Annotated in this window: 18 protein-coding genes; 7 read left to right on the top strand and 11 right to left on the bottom strand. The window is 43.8% G+C overall.

The window, feature by feature from the left end:
• Positions 1-268: 268 nt before the first annotated feature.
• From OCU48_RS07590 to OCU48_RS07560, 7 genes are all read right to left on the bottom strand, one after another.
• Positions 269-1543: a dicarboxylate/amino acid:cation symporter gene (locus OCU48_RS07590; RefSeq protein WP_208727094.1), complete on the bottom strand. Its 1275-nt coding sequence runs from the start codon at positions 1541-1543 to the stop codon at positions 269-271.
• A gap of 430 nt (positions 1544-1973) precedes the next feature.
• Positions 1974-2780: a tryptophan synthase subunit alpha gene (gene trpA, locus OCU48_RS07585; RefSeq protein ID WP_141344002.1), complete on the bottom strand. Its 807-nt coding sequence runs from the start codon at positions 2778-2780 to the stop codon at positions 1974-1976.
• On the bottom strand, positions 2780-3970 hold the full coding sequence (gene trpB / locus OCU48_RS07580) for a tryptophan synthase subunit beta (RefSeq protein ID WP_141344001.1): 1191 nt from the start codon (positions 3968-3970) through the stop codon (positions 2780-2782). The genes trpA and trpB overlap by 1 nt, the downstream gene beginning before the upstream one ends.
• A 62-nt stretch (positions 3971-4032) precedes the next feature.
• Positions 4033-5424, bottom strand: a complete 1392-nt coding sequence (gene trpCF, locus OCU48_RS07575) for a bifunctional indole-3-glycerol-phosphate synthase TrpC/phosphoribosylanthranilate isomerase TrpF (RefSeq protein ID WP_141344000.1) — start codon at positions 5422-5424, stop codon at positions 4033-4035.
• 2 nt (positions 5425-5426) lie between these two features.
• The gene (gene trpD / locus OCU48_RS07570) at positions 5427-6425 is read right to left on the bottom strand and encodes an anthranilate phosphoribosyltransferase (RefSeq protein WP_141343999.1); all 999 of its coding nucleotides are present in this window, start codon (positions 6423-6425) and stop codon (positions 5427-5429) included.
• Between the two features lie 12 nt (positions 6426-6437).
• Positions 6438-7040 carry an aminodeoxychorismate/anthranilate synthase component II gene (locus OCU48_RS07565; RefSeq protein WP_141343998.1) on the bottom strand — a complete coding sequence of 201 codons (603 nt, stop codon included), beginning with the start codon at positions 7038-7040 and terminating at the stop codon, positions 6438-6440.
• On the bottom strand, positions 7033-8643 hold the full coding sequence (locus OCU48_RS07560; protein ID WP_141343997.1) for an anthranilate synthase component 1: 1611 nt from the start codon (positions 8641-8643) through the stop codon (positions 7033-7035). Before OCU48_RS07560 ends, OCU48_RS07565 begins: the two co-directional genes overlap by 8 nt.
• Before the next feature lie 381 nt (positions 8644-9024).
• On the opposite strand from OCU48_RS07560, the gene rnm reads away from it, so the two are divergent.
• The 4 genes from rnm (at position 9025) to OCU48_RS07540 (ending at position 12037) form a co-directional block, all read left to right on the top strand.
• Positions 9025-9885: an RNase RNM gene (rnm, locus tag OCU48_RS07555; RefSeq protein ID WP_141343996.1), complete on the top strand. Its 861-nt coding sequence runs from the start codon at positions 9025-9027 to the stop codon at positions 9883-9885.
• A 23-nt stretch (positions 9886-9908) separates the two neighbouring features.
• The gene (locus tag OCU48_RS07550) at positions 9909-10529 is read left to right on the top strand and encodes an L-threonylcarbamoyladenylate synthase (RefSeq protein WP_141343995.1); all 621 of its coding nucleotides are present in this window, start codon (positions 9909-9911) and stop codon (positions 10527-10529) included.
• 156 nt (positions 10530-10685) lie between these two features.
• Positions 10686-11576 (top strand): 23S rRNA pseudouridine(2605) synthase RluB, encoded by an 891-nt coding sequence (gene rluB, locus OCU48_RS07545; protein WP_141343994.1) that lies wholly within the window; start codon positions 10686-10688, stop codon positions 11574-11576.
• A 119-nt stretch (positions 11577-11695) separates the two neighbouring features.
• A complete protein-coding gene (locus OCU48_RS07540) occupies positions 11696-12037 on the top strand; it encodes a thioredoxin family protein (RefSeq protein ID WP_141343993.1) in 342 nt (113 codons plus the stop codon).
• Between the two features lie 19 nt (positions 12038-12056).
• On the opposite strand, the gene OCU48_RS07535 is transcribed toward OCU48_RS07540, so the two are convergent.
• Both OCU48_RS07535 and OCU48_RS07530 read right to left on the bottom strand, forming a co-directional pair.
• Positions 12057-13976: a hypothetical protein gene (locus OCU48_RS07535; protein ID WP_141343992.1), complete on the bottom strand. Its 1920-nt coding sequence runs from the start codon at positions 13974-13976 to the stop codon at positions 12057-12059.
• A gap of 385 nt (positions 13977-14361) precedes the next feature.
• Positions 14362-15024 (bottom strand): NADPH-dependent FMN reductase, encoded by a 663-nt coding sequence (locus tag OCU48_RS07530; protein ID WP_141343991.1) that lies wholly within the window; start codon positions 15022-15024, stop codon positions 14362-14364.
• A gap of 152 nt (positions 15025-15176) precedes the next feature.
• Here OCU48_RS07530 and OCU48_RS07525 point away from each other — a divergent pair, with 152 nt between their 5' ends.
• Positions 15177-15434, top strand: a complete 258-nt coding sequence (locus OCU48_RS07525) for an HP1242/YdcH family protein (protein WP_141343990.1) — start codon at positions 15177-15179, stop codon at positions 15432-15434.
• Positions 15435-15525: 91 nt separating this feature from the next.
• Here the strand turns inward: OCU48_RS07525 and OCU48_RS07520 are convergent, their stop codons facing one another.
• Both OCU48_RS07520 and OCU48_RS07515 read right to left on the bottom strand, forming a co-directional pair.
• Positions 15526-15732 carry a hypothetical protein gene (locus tag OCU48_RS07520; RefSeq protein ID WP_141343989.1) on the bottom strand — a complete coding sequence of 69 codons (207 nt, stop codon included), beginning with the start codon at positions 15730-15732 and terminating at the stop codon, positions 15526-15528.
• An 87-nt stretch (positions 15733-15819) separates the two neighbouring features.
• Complete coding sequence (locus OCU48_RS07515) at positions 15820-16422, bottom strand: GTP-binding protein (protein ID WP_141343988.1); 603 nt, start codon at positions 16420-16422, stop codon at positions 15820-15822.
• Between the two features lie 354 nt (positions 16423-16776).
• Between OCU48_RS07515 and OCU48_RS07510 the strand changes: the two genes are divergently transcribed.
• Both OCU48_RS07510 and OCU48_RS07505 read left to right on the top strand, forming a co-directional pair.
• Positions 16777-17577, top strand: a complete 801-nt coding sequence (locus OCU48_RS07510; protein ID WP_141343987.1) for a PhzF family phenazine biosynthesis protein — start codon at positions 16777-16779, stop codon at positions 17575-17577.
• A gap of 131 nt (positions 17578-17708) precedes the next feature.
• Complete coding sequence (locus OCU48_RS07505) at positions 17709-18698, top strand: 2-hydroxyacid dehydrogenase (protein WP_141343986.1); 990 nt, start codon at positions 17709-17711, stop codon at positions 18696-18698.

The following is an 18698-nucleotide window of genomic DNA, read 5'->3' as shown; positions in this document are numbered from 1 at the left end:
ATATTTGCGGTATAGGCAAAGTCTTCCACCTGCAGGACGGGCAGTTGCACTGGCTACCATCTTGCGTTGAAAACTCACCACAAATCACCGAACGTTGATGGAGCGAGCGATACTTTTTACGACGAGTACGCGAGAAAAATGAGCTGGTTAATTTTTGAGCACTAACGAAGGTTAGTTCGCAATAAGAATAGAAACAAGTCTTGGATACATTTGAAATAAAAAAGCTGGGTGTTATAGCCCAGCTTGATATAGAGTTTTTCAGTTTTGGTTACGCTTGTTGTTTCTGAAGCTCAACTTGCGCTTCTTCTTCAACTAAAGCATCAACGATTACGGCACATGCTGCATCACCTGTAATGTTCAGCGCTGTACGAATCATGTCAAAGATACGGTCTAGAGCGAACAGTAGCGGTAGACCTTCAATTGGAATCCCTGCCGCTAATAGTACAGCAACCACAAGGAACGACGGTCCTGGTACACCCGCTTGACCAACAGCACCCAATGTAGACGTCGCGATGATAGCGATGTATGCACCTAGGCTTAGATCGATACCGAACATTTGTGCGAAGAAAATAGCAACCAAGCCGTAGTAGATTGCATTACCTGACATGTTAATGGTCGCACCAAGAGGCAATACGAAAGAAGCAGTCGAATTCTTGACACCAAGCTCATTCTCTACGGTATTCATCGTCACAGGAAGTGTCGCCATTGAAGAAGCTGTTGATAGAGCAACGGCTTGAGGCTTCTTCATAGCCATAAGGAACTTCTTCGCAGAAGTCTTAGTGAATACGTGAACTAAAACAGGGTAAACGACGAAACCGAAGATCAAAATAGCCGCAACGTATACAAGGAACAGTTTAAACACTACCATCAGTGCGCCAAAACCGAATGAACCAACCGCGTCCGCCATTAGGCCAAATACGCCTAAAGGAGCGATCAGCATCACCTTGTTGATCATCCAAACCATTGCATCAACGATAGCATTTACGCCATTGATTAGAGGGTCGCGACGCTCTTTTTCAAGACTAGAAACAGCAATACCAAAGAAAAGACAGAACACTAAGATTTGCAGTATGTTTGCTTCGTTCAAAGACTGGAAGAAGTTTGTTGGAATCATGCCTGTAACAGTATCCCAGAAACCTGGAAGTACGCCTTGGGCTTCGTATTCTGCAGAAAACATGCTTTCTACAGAGGCAACATCGATGCCAGTACCAGGTTGGAATAGGTTACCCATTACCAAAGCTAGTGCTACAGCTAGCGCAGAAGTTAATCCGAAAAATCCAAGCGTTGTAAGGCCAACTTTACCTGCGTTAGAGCTGTTACCTAAGCCGGCAGCACCAGAAATTAGAGCAACTGCGACTAGAGGGATAACCAACATCTTGATTAAATTGATGAAGATAGTACCTAGGGGAGCGAACACTGTTGCGCTCTCACCCATCATTGCACCCACAAGGGTACCGACAATCATAGCAATAACAACTTGCACACCAATATTGCCGAGTAAACTTTTATCTTTTAACACTTCCTTTACCTTTTGTGCTGACAGTTTTAAGTATTACCGAATATAAGAACTTATATATGGCTCAATGCCCTATATTTAAGGGCGCTTATTTGTACTTTTATCTGACCGTATGTGGCAGGGGTAGCGATAATAAATGTGATGTAGATCACGCTAGTTTTAGGGCTATTGATAAAAACAGGAAATTGAACGTGTCGCTTATTATCTTTTTGTATAAATATTGCACAAGGCAAACGTTTGCGCAGTGTGATATTTATACAGATGTTAGGCTCGATTATGACTGCAGTTGTAATGAGTATGTTGCATATAGGATTAGGTAATTGGGCAAGTGACGCCCAACGTCTAATTTTTCCAAGTTAACTATTGGCACTTTCGAATACGAATCACTGAGTACCGATCAAAAAAAACCACACTCTATTTTCATAAAGTGTGGCTCTATCTATTCATTAAAACAGATTTATTTTTGAGTTGCTGCCTTCATGTTTGTTACGAAGGTCGCCAGTTCGCTAAGCATCTGCTGGGCATTATCAACATTGTTCTCAATGATTTTTACTACCGCTGAACCAGAAATTGCGCCTGCAGCACCTGCTTCAATCGCTGTTTTTACTTGTTCAGGTTGGGAGATACCAAAGCCTAATAGTGCTGGTGGAGCGTCAAATTTGGCTAATCGTTCAAGCATGTGATCAACTGGCATGTTTGCTTTAGTCTCAGCACCAGTTACACCTGCGCGAGAAAGTAGGTAAGTGTAGCCACCGCCTAGCTCAGATACTTGCTTAAGTGTTTCATCGGTTGCGGTTGGCGGAGCGATGAAGATGGCATGTACACCTGCTTTTTTAGCCGCAATGTTGAACTCTTCGCTTTCACCGGTTGGTACATCAGCAATCAGCACAGAATCAACGCCTGCTTTCGCACAGGCTTGATAGAAGTAGTCAATGCCATTAGCAAACACTAGGTTTGCATAAACCAGAAGACCGATTGGAAGATCTGGATGTTGTTCACGAATTTGAGCGATCAATTCAAAACAGATAGTCGGAGTTGTCTTTGAATCTAGGGCCCGAATATTTGCGCCTTGGATTGTTGGGCCATCTGCCAATGGATCTGAGAATGGAATACCGAGTTCAAGGGCATCAGCACCAGAGTTGGCTAAGGTTTGCATAATTTGCAAAGACAATTCTGGATTAGGATCGCCAATGGTAACGAAAGGAACAAATGCACCTTGTTTTTTAGCTTCTAAACGCTCAAATAGCGCAGCGTAACGATCCATTACATCTCTCCCTTTTCTTTCAAAATATCGTGCACAGTAAAGATATCTTTATCACCGCGACCTGATAGGTTAACCACAAACAGTTGTTCTTTTTCTGGCTCTTCAAATGCCAACTTCAATGCATAAGCAAGTGCGTGTGCAGACTCTAGAGCAGGGATAATACCTTCTTTACGAGCCAAAATTTGGAAAGCGTCTAATGCTTCATCATCAGTAATTGCGCCGTATTCTGCGCGACCTGTCGCGTTAAGGTGAGCGTGCTGTGGGCCCACTGATGGGAAATCAAGACCTGCTGATACAGAGTAAGACTCTTCAATCTGACCGTGAGTATCTTGCATCAATGGTGCTTTCATACCAAAGAAGATACCCAGCTTACCGTGTTTTAGTGGTGCGCCGTGCATGTCTGTATCCAGACCTTTACCCGCAGGCTCTACGCCAATAAGACGAACGTCAGATTCTTCGATGAAGTCAGAGAACATTCCAATAGCGTTTGAACCGCCACCAACACAAGCGATAACAGCGTCAGGTAAACGGCCTTCGCGAGCCATAATCTGATGCTTAGTTTCCTCACCAATCATATGCTGGAATTCACGTACGATAGTTGGGAATGGGTGAGGACCTGCAGCTGTACCTAGTAGGTAGTGCGCATCTTCGTAGCTTGCAGACCAATCACGCAAGGCTTCGTTACATGCATCTTTCAATGTTGCAGAGCCAGAGTGCACCGGGATAACTTCTGCGCCCATTAAACGCATACGGAAAACATTAGGGCTTTGACGTTCTACGTCTTTAGCGCCCATATAAACGCGGCACTTAAGACCAAGAAGTGCACATGCTAGTGCTGATGCAACGCCGTGTTGGCCTGCACCAGTTTCTGCGATGATCTCTTTCTTACCCATGCGTTTAGCAAGAAGTGCTTGGCCCAACACTTGGTTGGTTTTATGCGCACCACCGTGAAGTAAGTCTTCACGTTTTAGGTATAACTTGGTTTTCGTGCCTGTTGTCAGGTTACGAGTTAGAGTTAATGCGGTTGGGCGACCTGCGTATTCTTGCAGTAATTGCATGAATTCAGCGTGGAACTCTGGGTCTTCTTGCGCGTCAATAAAAGCTTGCTCAAGTTGGTCAAGCGCTGGAACGAGGATCTGTGGAACGTATTGTCCTCCAAACTCTCCAAAGTAGGCGTCTAGTTTTGCCATCGTAATATCCTTAAATTCGGTATCGCTATCTCAGTACATACTCAGTGAGATAGGCGTTGTAATCAATAATTTCTGATCGTGGCAAAAGCTTGTTCTAGCTTTTCACGAGATTTCTTACCAGGTTCAATTTCTACGCCGGAGTTCAAATCAAGACCCAAACAGCCAAGCTGTGCTGCCTCGGCAATATTTTCTGCATTCAAACCACCTGCCAGCATTACATTAGGATTGTCTATTTTTGACCAATCAAATGCTTTACCAGTACCACCGCTTTGAGTGCCTACTTTTGAATCGAGAAGGTGACGGTCAACGTTTCCTACAAAAGAAGGCACTTCGTCCATTACGCCGTAGGCTTTCCAGATTTCAGTATCATCATCGAGTTGATCACGCAGATCAGCGACAAAGGCCTCGTCTTCATCACCATGCAATTGAATCGCATTTAACTCTAAGGATTTTGCCATCTCGCAGATGTAATCTGTGCTTTGGTTCTGGAAAACACCTACATAGCGAAGAGGAGCACCACTCATGGTAAGGCGTGCGCTTTCTTCATTTACCTTACGTTTTGACTTGTCGGCAAAGATAAGCCCGCCATAAACAGCACCTGCATTATAAGCCTTTGCTGCATCATCGGCATGAGTCAAACCGCAAACCTTGTTTTCACCCAGCAATACCTTACGTACTGCTAGTTCAATGTTGTCTTCTGACATCAATGAACTGCCAATCAAGAAGCCATTTGCGAACTTAGCGAGATCACGTACTTGTTGATGGTTGTAGATACCCGATTCAGATATTACCGTGGTGCCTTCTGGTAATTTTGGTGCCAGTTGTTTGGTTCGGTTTAGATCAATAGTAAGGTCGCGCAAATTGCGATTGTTGATGCCAACCACTTTTGCTTTCAACTCGATAGCACGTTCAAGTTCTTCTTCATTGCTGACTTCGGTAAGAACGCCCATATCTAATGAGTGCGCAACTGTTGCAAGTTCGCGATATTCGTCGTCATTAAGAACAGACAGCATTAACAAGATTGCATCCGCTTGATAATGGCGAGCCAGGTAGACCTGATACGGCGAAATCATGAAGTCTTTACATAAAATAGGCTGCTTGGTTTGTTTCTTTATCTGAGGTAAGAAATCAAAGCTACCTTGAAAGTATTTCTCGTCCGTCAGTACCGAAATGGCACTTGCGTGGTTGTTATATACCGAGGCAATGTAATCGAGATCGAAGTCTTCACGAATCAACCCCTTTGATGGAGAAGCCTTTTTGCACTCAAGGATAAACGCGGTGTTGTCTCCAGAAAGCGCATCATAAAAACTGCGGTCAGATTGAGTCAGCGACGACTGAAATGACTCCAGTGGTTGCACGTTTTCGCGCTCTTCCACCCAGATTGCTTTGTCGGCAACAATCTTAGCCAGTACTTGCGCCATGTCTTTGTTTTTCTGAGAAATATGCTCTGACATGATTAACCTCTAGCTGCCAGTTGTTCTACAAGTTGGTATGCCTTTCCACTGCGCATCGCAGCAATTGCCTGCTGTGCATTAGCTTTAAGGTCTTCGTGACCAAACAGTTTCATTAACAGTGCAACGTTAGCCGCTACCGCTGATTCTTGTGCTTCTGTGCCTTTTCCGGTTAAGAGATTGGTCACAATAGCGCGGTTCTCTTCGGGTGTACCACCTTTTAGCGCCTCTAACGGATGCGGGTTAAGGCCAAAGTCTTCTGCCGTTAGGGTGTAATGTTCTATTTTGCCGTCTTTGATTTCAGCAACGGTTGTTGTGCCGTGAATTGCTACCTCATCAAGACCACTACCATGGACAACCGCCGCTCTCTTCATGTCCATCTGTTGCATGGTTTCAGCAATAGGCGCGACTAAGCTTTCATCGTAAACACCCATTAGTTCGATGTTCGGGCGAGCAGGGTTAATCAGAGGGCCAAGAATATTGAAGATAGTGCGTGTCTTCAGTGCCTGACGCACAGGCATTGCGTGACGCACACCTTGGTGATATTGAGGAGCAAACAAAAAGGCAACACCAATATCGTCTACTGCTTTAGCCGTGTCTTCTGCGCTCATCGCCAGATTAATACCAAAAGAGTCCAACAGATCCGAAGAGCCAGATTTGCTTGATACACCGCGGTTGCCATGTTTTGCCACTTTAAGGCCAACGGCCGCTGCAACAAACGCTGCAGTGGTGGAGATATTGAAGGTATTTGAACCGTCACCACCTGTGCCGACGATATCGGCAAAGTCGTAATCTGGACGAGGGAAGGGCTGTGCATTAGCGAGCAGTGCTTTAGCCGCACCTGCAATCTCTTCTGGAGTCTCGCCTTTAATTTTAAGAGCAGTAAGAACTGAACTTAATACAATCGGCTCTACTTCACCTTTAATAATTTGGTCAAACAAGGTTTGACTTTGCTCTTGGCTCAAGGCTTCTTGGCGATAAAGTTGTTCAAGAATTTGTTGCATTGTTCTTCCTTGTTATTGTTCTTGTGAAAGTTCAATAGACCCTAATGCCCACTCAATCGAGTTGGCTAGAAGAGTGGCTCCATAGGTGGTCATAATAGACTCAGGGTGGAACTGAAATCCACACACTTTGTCTTGTTCATGAACCACTGACATGACTAAATCGTCTACTTGCGCGGTGATGGTCAAATCATCAGTCACTTTTGTTGCCACTAAAGAGTGGTAGCGTGCAATCGCAAACGGAGACGGTAAGCCTTGGTAGGTTGCATGATTATCATGTTGCATCATGGACACTTTACCGTGAATGATTTCGCCTGCACCCGCAACTGTTCCACCGTAGGCTTCAACAATAGCTTGGTGACCAAGGCAGATACCAATCATTGGCACTTTGCCCTTAAAGCGGTCGATAATTGCTGGCATGTTGCCTGCTTCACTTGGTGCACCCGGGCCAGGAGATAGGACAATGACGGGGTTCTCAAGTTCATTCAGCGCGTTACCTAACAGATCGACATCTATGTTGTTTCGGTACACGGTGACATGGTGGCCAAGAGTACGGAACTGATCGACTAGGTTGTAGGTGAATGAATCGAAGTTGTCGATAAAAAGAATATTAGCCATGCTTCACCTCAGTATGTGCGGCTTGAATTGCACTGATTACAGCTTGCGCTTTACCGCGAGTTTCGTCGGCTTCTGCTTGGGGGTCAGAGTCAAATACAACACCCGCTCCGGCTTGAACCTTAGCAATGCCGTTTTCAACATATGCAGAGCGAATAACGATACAGGTGTCTAGATCGCCACGTCCGGTCATATAGCCGACAGCGCCGCCGTAGGTGCCTCTGCGTTGCTGCTCAACATCACGAATCAACTGCATTGCACGAATCTTTGGAGCGCCAGTTAGCGTTCCCATGTTCATGCAGGCTTGATACGCATGTAAAGCATCTAGGTCATTTCTAAGTTGTCCCACAACACGCGATACAAGGTGCATAACATGACTGTAGCGGTCCACTTTCAGAAGGTCTGCAACGTGGCGAGTTCCGGCTGTAGCAATACGAGCAACATCATTGCGAGCGAGATCCACTAGCATCATGTGCTCTGCGTTCTCTTTTCTGTCAGATCGAAGCTCTAGTTCAATGCGACTATCAAGGTCATGGTTGATAGTGCCGTCTGGGTTCTTGCCTCGGCGTCTTGTGCCCGCGATGGGGTAAATCTCAATCTGATTGCTTTGTGTCTCGTATTTAAGAGCACTCTCAGGAGAGGCACCAAATAGAGTAAACAGCTCATCTTGCATGTAGAACATATAAGGGCTTGGATTGCTCTTCTTTAGATGCTTATAAGCAGCAAGGGGAGAAGGGCACTCAAGAGAGAAATGCCTTGAAGGCACTACTTGGAACACATCGCCTCGAACCACAAATTCTTTTAGGTCACGTACGGTTTGGCAAAATTCTTCATCGCTGATATTCACCGATACATCACAGCTTTCTAGCTTGACTGAATCGGGTGTTGGTTCAACTACCTTCATCTCCGCTTCGATGGTTTGAAGACGGCTTTCTAATGTTGAGCGAGTGCTTTCGCTTGCATCAAATAAACTACCGTACAGATGTGCTTGCTGCTGCTGATGGTCAATAACAATCAGGGTTTCTGCTACGTAGAATACATAGTCTGGGCAACGGCTATTTTCAGCAGCATCACCTAATGGTTCAAAGTTGGCGACCAAGTCATAAGCAAACAGTCCGCCGATGAACAGTGCCATTGGGTCGTGTTCGTCGCAATTGAAGCTCTTTTTCACTAAGCGCAACATATCAAACGAAGAAGGCTGGCGAAGTCTGCTGTCTTCATCAAGGTTGGTATCAGGAGCAGTGAAGCTAACGGTCAGTGCGCTATCGCTCTTTTCAGATACAAACTCTGAGTTAAGGTTTGAGGCGATGCGAGCAAGCAATGCACGTCCATTATCAGAGTTGGCCGTTAATACTACTTGGTGGCCACGACACTCAATACGCATGGCAGCATCAACAAGCAATAAGCTCTTGAGATCTTCTTTGGAGTCAATCTCTGCAGATTCGAGTAGCAGGGTATCCGCTTTGTCTTTACACAAATGATGGAACAGCTCCGTTGGATCTTGTGTGTAGAAGACATCGCGTTGCAGAAGCTCTAGCTGGCCCTGCGCAGTCAGATTAATGGTCTTATTCACAAGACCTCCTTGTAAGCTTGAATTTCTTTGCATCACATACTCTCATATTCTGTTGCTCCACCCAAAAGTGATTGCGTAAAAGCGGGTCAAAGTTTGCGCACTTAACTCATTTTTGCGAGGCAATTTGTTGTAGTTAGTTTACGACGCGCCGGATTGTGTAAAAAAGGCATAAAAAAAGCCCGCACATTAATGCGAGCTTCAGAGTTGTGTAGACACACTCAATGCTTAGCTCGCTTATGTCTCGAGCCACCAACGCCATACGTTAGATACTGCGCATACACAAACTCTACCGAATTCGGTACAGATTAGTGTTTGCTGTTGTATCATGATTGTATTCATAGCGATTTGCTAAACATCCTTAATTAATCTAGGTGTACTAGTTAACTAGTACGCGAGTGGAAAGTCAAGCCTTTTATGATATTTGATCTGCATTCTCACACTACTGCGTCTGATGGCCGTTTTAGTCCGCAAGCTCTTGTTGATAGAGCGATTGAGCACCGTGTCGCCGTGCTTGCTATAACTGACCACGACACCATCGAGGGTATAGAGCCTGCTTTGGAGTACATACGAAACTCTGAAGTGGATATTCAGTTGCTACCTGGCATAGAAATCTCTACGGTTTGGTCGAATAAAGATATCCATATTGTTGGACTGAATATCGATATTCACAGTCCAAAGCTCACAAAACTTATAGAAGAACAACAAGCAAGGCGCATAGAGCGTTCAGAGTTAATTGCACTTCGCTTATCAAAACATCTTAAAGTTGACCCCTTGCCTGAGGTGAAGGAGATAGCAAATGGTGCTCCGGTGACACGTGCTCACTTTGCTAAGTGGCTGGTAGACAATGGTCATGCTAAGAATATGCAGCAAGTATTCAAACGTTTTCTGACCAGAGATAAGCCGGGATATGTACCTCCCATTTGGTGTTCAATGGCCGATGCGGTTGATGCCATTCACGCTGCTGGAGGTTTAGCTGTGCTGGCTCATCCAGGTCGTTACGATCTCACCGCTAAATGGCAAAAAAGATTACTATCGGCATTTGTTGAAGCCGGCGGAGATGCTATGGAAGTTTCTCAACCTCAACAAAGTCAACAAGAGCGACGCAACCTAGCTGATTATGCTATACAATACAATCTATTAGCTTCTCAAGGTTCCGATTTTCATTATCCATCACCGTGGATGGAATTAGGGAAGAATTTGTGGCTCCCGTCCGGAGTGACTCCCGTGTGGGAACAATGGCCACCGTTTTCTGATCCTAAGGCATCGACTCTATAGATGCCTGCTCATAAGGAGATATGATGAGTCAGTATTTTTATGTTCATCCAGATAATCCGCAAGCGCGCCTTATCACACAAGCCGCTGCTATCATTCGCAATGGTGGGGTAGTCATCTATCCTACAGATTCGGGTTATGCTCTTGGGTGTCAACTAGAGAACAAATCCGCATTGGATCGCGTATGTCGAATTCGTAAAATCGATGACAAGCACAACTTCACCTTGCTATGCCGAGATCTCTCAGAGCTTTCCTTGTACGCACGTGTAGACAATAGTGCGTTTCGTCTATTGAAAAACAATACGCCGGGTGCATATACATTTATCTTCAAAGGAACAAAAGAGGTGCCTCGTCGTCTCATGAATGCGAAGCGTAAAACTATAGGTATTCGTGTTCCGGATAACAAAATTGCGCTGGATTTATTGGAAGCTTTAGGCGAACCCATGATGTCGACAACCCTTATTTTGCCTGGGAATGATGTGACTGAATCTGATCCAGAAGAGATCAGAGACAAGCTAGAGCACGCGGTAGATTTGATCATTAACGGTGGTTACTTAGGTGAGCAACCGACTACGGTTATCGATTTTAGTGAAGATGACGCAGTTATCGCACGTCGTGGAGCAGGGGATACAACTCCATTTGAATAGCAAGCATTTATTAGCAAAATCAACGACTTGTTAAGTATGAAAAATGCAATAAATATTGGGTGATTTTCGGTTGAGTTTTTGAGATAATGCGCGACCGCAATTTCTGCGAAACACTACTTCATCCGACGTCTGAGAAGACGACATAAAGGTAACTAAATGAGCGAAAAATTACAGAAAATTTTAGCACGCGCTGGTCATGGATCTCGCCGCGAACTTGAGAGTTTAATTAAATCAGGTCGCGTAAGCGTTAATGGTCAGGTAGCCACGCTAGGAGAGCGCTTAGAAGACGACATCGCGGTTGTCCGTATCGATGGTCATCAAGTGTCAGTCAAAGCTCCTGAAGAAGTAGTGTGTCGTGTTCTTGCTTACTACAAGCCAGAGGGTGAATTGTGTACTCGCCATGATCCAGAAGGTCGTCGTACGGTATTTGATCGTCTTCCTAAAATCAACGGTGCTCGTTGGATTTCTGTAGGTCGATTGGACGCAAATACCTCAGGCTTGTTGCTGTTTACTACCGATGGTGAACTTGCAAACCGTCTAATGCACCCTAGTCGCCAAGTTGAGCGCGAATATTTAGTACGTGTATTTGGTGATGTAAACGAGCAAAAGGTGCGTAACCTAACTCGTGGCGTGCAACTTGAAGACGGCATGGCTCGCTTTGAAGACATCGTTTATGCTGGCGGTGAAGGTATGAACCATACCTTTTACGTGGTAATTAACGAAGGCCGTAATCGTGAAGTTCGTCGTCTTTGGGAATCTCAAGATACCACAGTGAGCCGTCTTAAGCGTGTTCGTTACGGTGACATCTTCCTAGAGAAGAAACTCCCTCGTGGGGGATGGATGGAAATGGACCTAAAACAGGTTAACTACCTTCGTGAACTTGTTGAGCTTCAACCAGAGAAAGAAACAGTAATCGACGTGCGAAATACTTCGCGCAACCGTGAGCGTTCTCGTTCTCAAAAAATCCGTCGTGCAGTACGTCGCCACGAGGAACGTATCACCTCAAATGGCCCAGCTAAACGCAAGCCAAAGAAAGCGCGCAAGTAGCGTTTAAAAACAGATTCAAGAAGCGACTCGCATGAGTCGCTTTTTTTATCTCTAAAATATGGTTTTAAAAGATACACTGTACGTATGAGTCACTAAGAGGATCTTAAAAGGGACTGAAAATGAATGGCATTCAACTGGGGTTTAATAACGAGTATTCAGAAATTGCGCCAACAATTGAAGAGGTACAGTTTCTTTCAGGGTATGCGATTTTAGAATTCGGGGCGCCTTGGTGTCCTCATTGTCAACTTGGAGAACCAGTTGTACAGCAAGCACTAGAAGAGCTCCCACCTCAGCTTCATATTAAGATCTTCGATGGTAAAGGTAGAAAGCTTGGGCGCCTATTTTCTGTGAAGCTTTGGCCTACGTTAATCTTGCTAAAAGACGGCAATGAGGTAGACAGAGTTGTGCGTCCAACCACGGTTGAAGACGTACGCAAGCTCACTGCGCTTATTGAAGAGTAACATGCCCTAATAGCCTAAATTACTCTGGTTGTATGGACTCCAGATTTCCCCAAGGCTGAAGCGCTATACTTTGACCGCCGAGCCAAACAACAATAGGTAAAGGTTTGGGTTTAACATACTCGGCAAATGTTGTGTCGTGAATAATATCCTCATCTGTTGCTTCAAATACCATGATATCTGCAAACATTACTTGGCGGTCATATTTTAGAATATCGGCTACTTCCCCCCAGTACACATAGTCATTTGCTTCCATCCATGATGTAAGTGCCTTTGTATACAACCGTCTAGATTTTTTAGGATAAGCGATATCGACAGAAAGTACGGCGTTGTTGTCACCTTGCAAAGAGGCTTGAATCCCCTGTTTCTTATTAAATTTATAAATAAAAGAGTCGTTAGGCGTTTCTAGAAATGCAGGTATGTCATTGAGTGGTGGAGGCGAATCACTTCTCAGCAATTCAAGGACATGAGAAGGGTCCAGTCCATCAATATTCGTCTGTGCCTCTAATACCGAAAAACGAGGCTTGGGGTTCTCCTCAAGTGGGTTGATTATGTACGTGGACCATTCTGCTCTTATTCCATTGAGGTTGGCACCACGAGAGAGGTATAGATTGAGGGACACAGCGTATACCGCTTTTTTTTGCTCAGGGTAAAAACGGGTCTTTGCCAACTCAAAGTGCGGTGGTAGGTACTCTTTTTTAAATGCCTTTATCTTATCCGGTTTTATTTCAAAATTAATGAATATTGTCTTGGGATCGGTTTGCAACTCAAAGAATAGAGTTGATTTAGCTTGACCCGCAAAGGTTGATAAGCCTTGATAGAGGTCCTGTAATGCGTAGTAAAAAGTGGGTTGATATTCAGGGGGCGTCTGGGCAAACATTTGACCAAATATAAGTATAGGGTCCACTGGCGCGATACCGAATTGAGGTGATCCTAATGCAGGAAGTACCAAGCAGGCATATAGCTCGGATAGTGAAGTTGGCGATACGGGATTAATGCATGGTACGGGCTCAAGGGATGGAGCCGGTGTTTCAACCGCCAATGTCACAGGCTGTGCTAGAAATGACATGTCATGTTTTGGCACAATCACGTTCGTCAGTGTGTGTGCGAATTGAAACCAAGGGAGTGAGGAGCTTACTGTGACCTTATTGAGATTCACTTTGTGCAATCGAGCGCTTACAGAACTTCCATCATAATAGTAACGAGTTTGAGCGCCTAATGGACTTAAAACTTTTTCTGCCGCATCAAGGTAAGACTGAGAGAAGGTTCTATTTGTTGATGATTCACCTAAGGTAATACTCGCGTTAAATTCTTCGCCATGTTCTGAAATTAGGGTTGTCTCAATTTGATGATGAGATCTATTTAGCGAGATATAGGAAGAAGATAAATTGGTCAGCTCCAACAAGTCGTTTCCAGGAATCTGCTTGAATGATGCGAGTCTATACAGGTGTGTCTCTTCGCTACCTAGCACCGTGACAAAGGTTTTCCATTCTACTTTTAGACCTTGTTCGGCTCCTGCTGTATGCGCAATATCCGCGATTAAATAATACTGTTGTTTAGAAGAAAAAAGGCTAAAGGAAGAGAAACTTTGTTTACTCAGCCACGCCGAAAACCGTCTATGAAATTCAGACTCAGTCAAAGGTGTAGTTTTGCTCACGCTAAGGTAATTCGGCAAGTTGATTTGAGATGAGAATGCATCTATATCGCTTGGTTTTATTTTCCAAGCCATCAACACTCTGTCCTTTAAATGGTAGGGGAAAACAGGCGGTGTTTCGCCAGAAATTGTTGTTTGTGTCAGTGCCGCATTGATAGTACTGCCACCAAAAACTTGGCTTCGAACAGTCATCAACTGCTCTTTTTCTAGAGCCGTGATGGAAAGTGCGCTAATGGGTAGTAACGCGGTAAGCAGAGTGATGAATGAAATAATGACAACTTTCGGCATAGTAATTCCCTTAGTTCGCTAGTAACTAGACGGGACACTGAATACGTCTTGGTCTCGTAGGTGTAGATTGAGAACCGCCTATAAGGTTTAGTCTGTTACACGTGAATTACAAGATACAAGCGGCTAATCAAACGCCAAAAACTCTCAGATCCGACCTGTTGTATCATCGAATAATGACGGTCATGGCCTAGTGATTTGGCAATTTAAGTAATGATTATCTGTTGATTAGCAGGCGCGATATTGTATTGCGCAGAAAAGAGCAGGCTTATTTTCTTATTATATTAACGGGGACACTCAGTGGCGCAGTATGTATTGAAATAGACATTGGCTAGTGGACGTTTGAGCACTAGCCTTTTTTGATTACGCATCGATAACCGTATTATCACTAACGGGGTGCATTTCTTTGTGAAGGCGAGTCAGTGAATGCTTTACTGATCGTTACTGGATTCACGCTACTTCTTTGCGTTTGGCAAGCCTGAGCCCACCAAATCAATTGAGCGAGTGTTCGGTATAGATACTCATCCCAATGTGTTTGTTCATCTGGATTGATAGTGTGCCCATCTTCAGCAAATACATTTTGCACACCAGGAAGGTGAACCATAGCTGATACAGGAAGGCAACCAAGCTCAGAAAGAAAGGTTCGCATAGAGACAGCTGCTCTCGCGCCACCCCATTGTCCTGCAGAGTAGGTGACAATAGCGCTGGGTTTGAATGAGAACAATGAGCTACCAAAATGATTGAGAAGGTGTGCAAGTGCTGGGCTCATCGAGTGGTTATACTCGGGGCTAACCATTACATAAGCATCAGCGAGTTTTATTTTTTCAGCAAGAGTCGCTAATTGCTGGGGGACTTGTTTACGACTGTAGGCAAACTCAGGCTTAAAGATCCCGCCAGTCTCGTAATCTAATGGGTCAATGATTTCAATGGTATTGCCTGGAAATGCTTTGTTTAAAAGCAATGAACAAGCTAGGCTCACTCTTTCACCCAGCCGCTTAGGTCGTGGTGGACCACTAGTGCGACTAGAGCCCAAAAATATAAGTATGTTCAACGTAATTCGTCCTTGTCGATACTGATTTCTTCTCAGTCATATTATCGAATATGACTAATGAAACCCATCTTTTCTTACTTTGGGGACTATGCCACGTTTCTTCATTTAGCTTGGTTCTATACTGAAAGGAATCGCACTAAAAGGAGATGCCGATGCTCAATGAAAATCATGCTTTTATCCTAGATTTTCCTGAACTAAAACTCGATATAGTTCAGCTAAATCATGATGATCTAACCTTTAGAGCCACCATGCAGAAGTATCATGAATTAGACTATGACATTCGAGAGCTAGAGGTATCAGGAAGCCCTATTGATGATGCCAATATGCATGATCTCAAGTTAAAGCGTATGGAGCTTAAAGACGAGCTATATCAACAACTGACAAAGCATCATCAACAAACCACTAGCTAATTTTCTATTTTAATATCGAATGGAAAGGGCTCTGTAACCTTTGGGAAGCTAGAGTCCTAAACTGTCTGAAAGCAATGCCCTGGCTCTTTGTTTAATATTCTATTTGATGTTCGATTAAGTCAGCATCACTAAACCAAACTACCGTCCCTTTATAATCGTTCTCTTTTAATATGCTATCTATCTGGGCGGCGATTCGAGCGGTCATCTTAAACCAGCCATTATCACATTCTAATTCGCTAAGGTAATTTTTTGCGATGGAGAGTGCAGCTTCATCAAGTTGCAAGTTCGTGTAATTCATTTTGAGTTCCAAGGTATAGGAAACGCCTGGTTGATTGGCACATTCCATATTGAGACAAGGATTCTAACACACTCATACACGATACTTTTAAGCCTTTGCTTTTGTATCAGTGGTTTCAATGAAATCCATAATTTGCTGCTGTTTTTCTGTGCTGGCTTTAAGCGCTTCTGCAGTTATTTGTATGGACTGAGCCATTGAGGAAATATTACCGGTGGCTCGAACTAAAGTTTGCTGCATTGGTTTTAGGATCAAAAGGTAAATCGCTATTAAAGCGAGCACGATCACTAACACTACGGCGCATAACACCACAATTAATTTGAACTGAAGGTCATCCATTAACGTTTGGCTAGTTTGTTTAAAAGCAACGCGAGATTGCTCTAAGGTAGTTGGCAAGCGTTGCAGTGACTGTGTTGTTGATAAGGTGAGTTGATTGACGCTATTGATGGTATCATCTAACGCTTGCTTCTGATCTTCACTTAAATTGGGATTATCGACGATAGCTTGTAGGGATTCGGAAATAGACTCTAGTGACTGTGTCGCTTGCCGAGCATACTGCTCCATCCCATCGAGTTCGAGCGTCATATCAACATTGATCAATGGCTGCTGTTTTTGTTCGGTGATGGCTTCGTCAGCCATGCTAATAAATGGGCTACAAACTAGAATTAATGTGGCTAAGCAATGCTTTAACATGAGATTTCCTTTCTCAGTATTTGATTACCCTACTGTAGAGAACAACGCTTGGTATTGCTAGTGGATTGGTTAGAGCTTCAAGCAATACGTATAATTTTCAAAAAATAGTCATTTCATGATCTTAGGGGCTTCATTTTAAGATACCTCTTCGTCTGTAGGTGCATAATGATACAAAGCAGGCAAACAGGTTCAGATTATGAATGATTTCAATGTTTCCAATTCTACAGAACTACAGCAAATTAGTGCACTCTACGTAGACATCAAAATCTAGTATTCTCTTTTTAATGACTTTCGCTCCAGCATAATCTCTGTTTATGCTCCATAGGGCATAAGTGGTTGCAAATAAGGATAAAAATGGAATTGAGCATTTACCAAGTTGATGCCTTTACATCAAAGGCATTCACAGGGAATCCCGCAGGGGTCTGCATCACAAATGAATCACTGTCAGATGACCTTATGTTATCGATTGCAAGAGAAATGGCCGTTTCCGAAACCGCTTTTTTGTCTCTTGAGGATATGACTCTTCGCTGGTTCACACCTGAAGTTGAGGTGGCCTTATGTGGTCATGGAACACTATCAGTTGCACACATATTGGTTGAAACAGGACAGGCAAAGGTCGATGAAGTTATTACCTTCAATACCTTATCAGGTGTCTTGACCGCGAAAGTAACCCCAACGGATATCCAGCTTATTCTTCCAACAGCTCAATTGACAGCCGCACAAGCAATAGATGATCAGCTACTGAAAGCGTTAGGGCTTAGAGATGATCAGATCGTTTCATTGGCAAGCTTTGACTCGAAACAACTCATAGAGGTCGCTGATGAGCAGGTTGTAATTAACCTTTCCCCTGATTTTAATGCCATGAAAAAACTGGAAGGGCGAGGGGTTGTTGTTACCTCTATTTCCAGTAAGCCGAACCTAGATTTCATGTCTCGATATTTTGCGCCGTGGGTGGGAATTAATGAGGACCCAGTGACGGGTTCTAATCATTGTGCATTAAGTCTATTTTGGAGCGAGAAGCTTGATAAAACCGAGCTTAAGGCATATCAAGCCTCTGCTCGAGGTGGTTATATTGGCATGAAACTGATGCCAGATAATCAAACCACTTTAATCGGGAAAGCGCTCACTACCATTAAGGGAGTAATGCTTGTTTAGTTGCTTTCTAATTCAAAAATTAAAGAAGGGTGTATCACATCTATCTTCTTTTCTATTTCTTTCATCACTGATATTGCTTACTCAATTATCCGTATACTGGTTGGGTTGAAGCGTATCCTAAGGGACCAGAAATGATCAATATAGCGTTTTTTAGTACTAAATCTTATGACGAACAAGCATTTAAAACAGCTAAAGGAGGTCGTGATTTTCAATACCATTTCTTTGATTTTCAATTGACTGAAAAAACAGCGGAGCTAGCAAAGGGTAGTGAAGTCATTTGTGCTTTTGTAAACGATGATTTGTCCAAGCCAGTGTTGGAGCAACTTGCTATGCGTGGCGTTAAAATGATTGCTATGCGTTGTGCAGGTTTTAACAATGTAGATCTTGATGCAGCTAAAAAACTAGGTATTCAGGTCGCGCGTGTTCCCGCCTACTCACCTGAGGCTATTGCAGAGCATGCGGTGGGTTTGATGATGACACTCAATAGGCGCTTTCATAAAGCCTATCAACGCACTCGTGATGCTAACTTTTCTTTAGAAGGATTGGTCGGCTTTAACTTTCATGGCCGCACTGCTGGGATCATAGGAACAGGAAAAATTGGTATTGCAACAATGCGAATTCTAAAAGGGTTGGGGATGGATCTGTTGTGCTATGACCCATACCCTAGTGATGTGGCTAAGGCGCTAGGAGCACATTATTGCGACTTAGACACGCTTTTTAAGCAGTCGGATGTGATTTCTTTGCACTGCCCGATGACAAAAGAGAATTTCCATCTTCTTAACGAAGAAGCATTTAGCAAAATGAAGGATGGAGTGATGATCATCAACACAAGTCGTGGTGAACTTGTTGATTCCAATGCTGCAATAGAAGCGCTCAAGCATGGAAAAATAGGAGCACTAGGATTGGATGTTTATGAAGGGGAGAAAGATCTGTTCTTCAAGGATAAATCTAATGACGTGATTGTTGATGATGCTTTTCGTCGCTTATCTGCTTGTCACAACGTTATCTTTACAGGTCATCAAGCCTTTTTAACGGTTGATGCCTTAAAAAGTATTGCCTCTACAACACTCGAAAACATAGACAGTTTTAATGCCAATCAAAGTACTGCTAACTTTTTGTAA

Source organism: Vibrio inusitatus (genome assembly GCA_024346935.1).
Taxonomy (GTDB): domain Bacteria; phylum Pseudomonadota; class Gammaproteobacteria; order Enterobacterales; family Vibrionaceae; genus Vibrio; species Vibrio inusitatus.
The sequence above is the reverse complement of the archived record's forward strand: the minus strand, read 5'-3'. Positions and strand labels throughout refer to the sequence as shown.

Coding starts and splice junctions, on each gene's coding strand:
- trpA (WP_141344002.1), bottom strand. CDS start 2,780: ATGGATCGTTACGCTGCGCTATTTGAGCGTTTAGAAGCTAAAAAACAA.
- trpB (WP_141344001.1), bottom strand. CDS start 3,970: ATGGCAAAACTAGACGCCTACTTTGGAGAGTTTGGAGGACAATACGTT.
- trpCF (WP_141344000.1), bottom strand. CDS start 5,424: ATGTCAGAGCATATTTCTCAGAAAAACAAAGACATGGCGCAAGTACTG.
- trpD (WP_141343999.1), bottom strand. CDS start 6,425: ATGCAACAAATTCTTGAACAACTTTATCGCCAAGAAGCCTTGAGCCAA.
- OCU48_RS07565 (WP_141343998.1), bottom strand. CDS start 7,040: ATGGCTAATATTCTTTTTATCGACAACTTCGATTCATTCACCTACAAC.
- OCU48_RS07560 (WP_141343997.1), bottom strand. CDS start 8,643: ATGCAAAGAAATTCAAGCTTACAAGGAGGTCTTGTGAATAAGACCATT.
- rnm (WP_141343996.1), top strand. CDS start 9,025: ATGATATTTGATCTGCATTCTCACACTACTGCGTCTGATGGCCGTTTT.
- OCU48_RS07550 (WP_141343995.1), top strand. CDS start 9,909: ATGAGTCAGTATTTTTATGTTCATCCAGATAATCCGCAAGCGCGCCTT.
- rluB (WP_141343994.1), top strand. CDS start 10,686: ATGAGCGAAAAATTACAGAAAATTTTAGCACGCGCTGGTCATGGATCT.
- OCU48_RS07540 (WP_141343993.1), top strand. CDS start 11,696: ATGAATGGCATTCAACTGGGGTTTAATAACGAGTATTCAGAAATTGCG.
- OCU48_RS07535 (WP_141343992.1), bottom strand. CDS start 13,976: ATGCCGAAAGTTGTCATTATTTCATTCATCACTCTGCTTACCGCGTTA.
- OCU48_RS07525 (WP_141343990.1), top strand. CDS start 15,177: ATGCTCAATGAAAATCATGCTTTTATCCTAGATTTTCCTGAACTAAAA.
- OCU48_RS07520 (WP_141343989.1), bottom strand. CDS start 15,732: ATGAATTACACGAACTTGCAACTTGATGAAGCTGCACTCTCCATCGCA.
- OCU48_RS07515 (WP_141343988.1), bottom strand. CDS start 16,422: ATGTTAAAGCATTGCTTAGCCACATTAATTCTAGTTTGTAGCCCATTT.
- OCU48_RS07510 (WP_141343987.1), top strand. CDS start 16,777: ATGGAATTGAGCATTTACCAAGTTGATGCCTTTACATCAAAGGCATTC.
- OCU48_RS07505 (WP_141343986.1), top strand. CDS start 17,709: ATGATCAATATAGCGTTTTTTAGTACTAAATCTTATGACGAACAAGCA.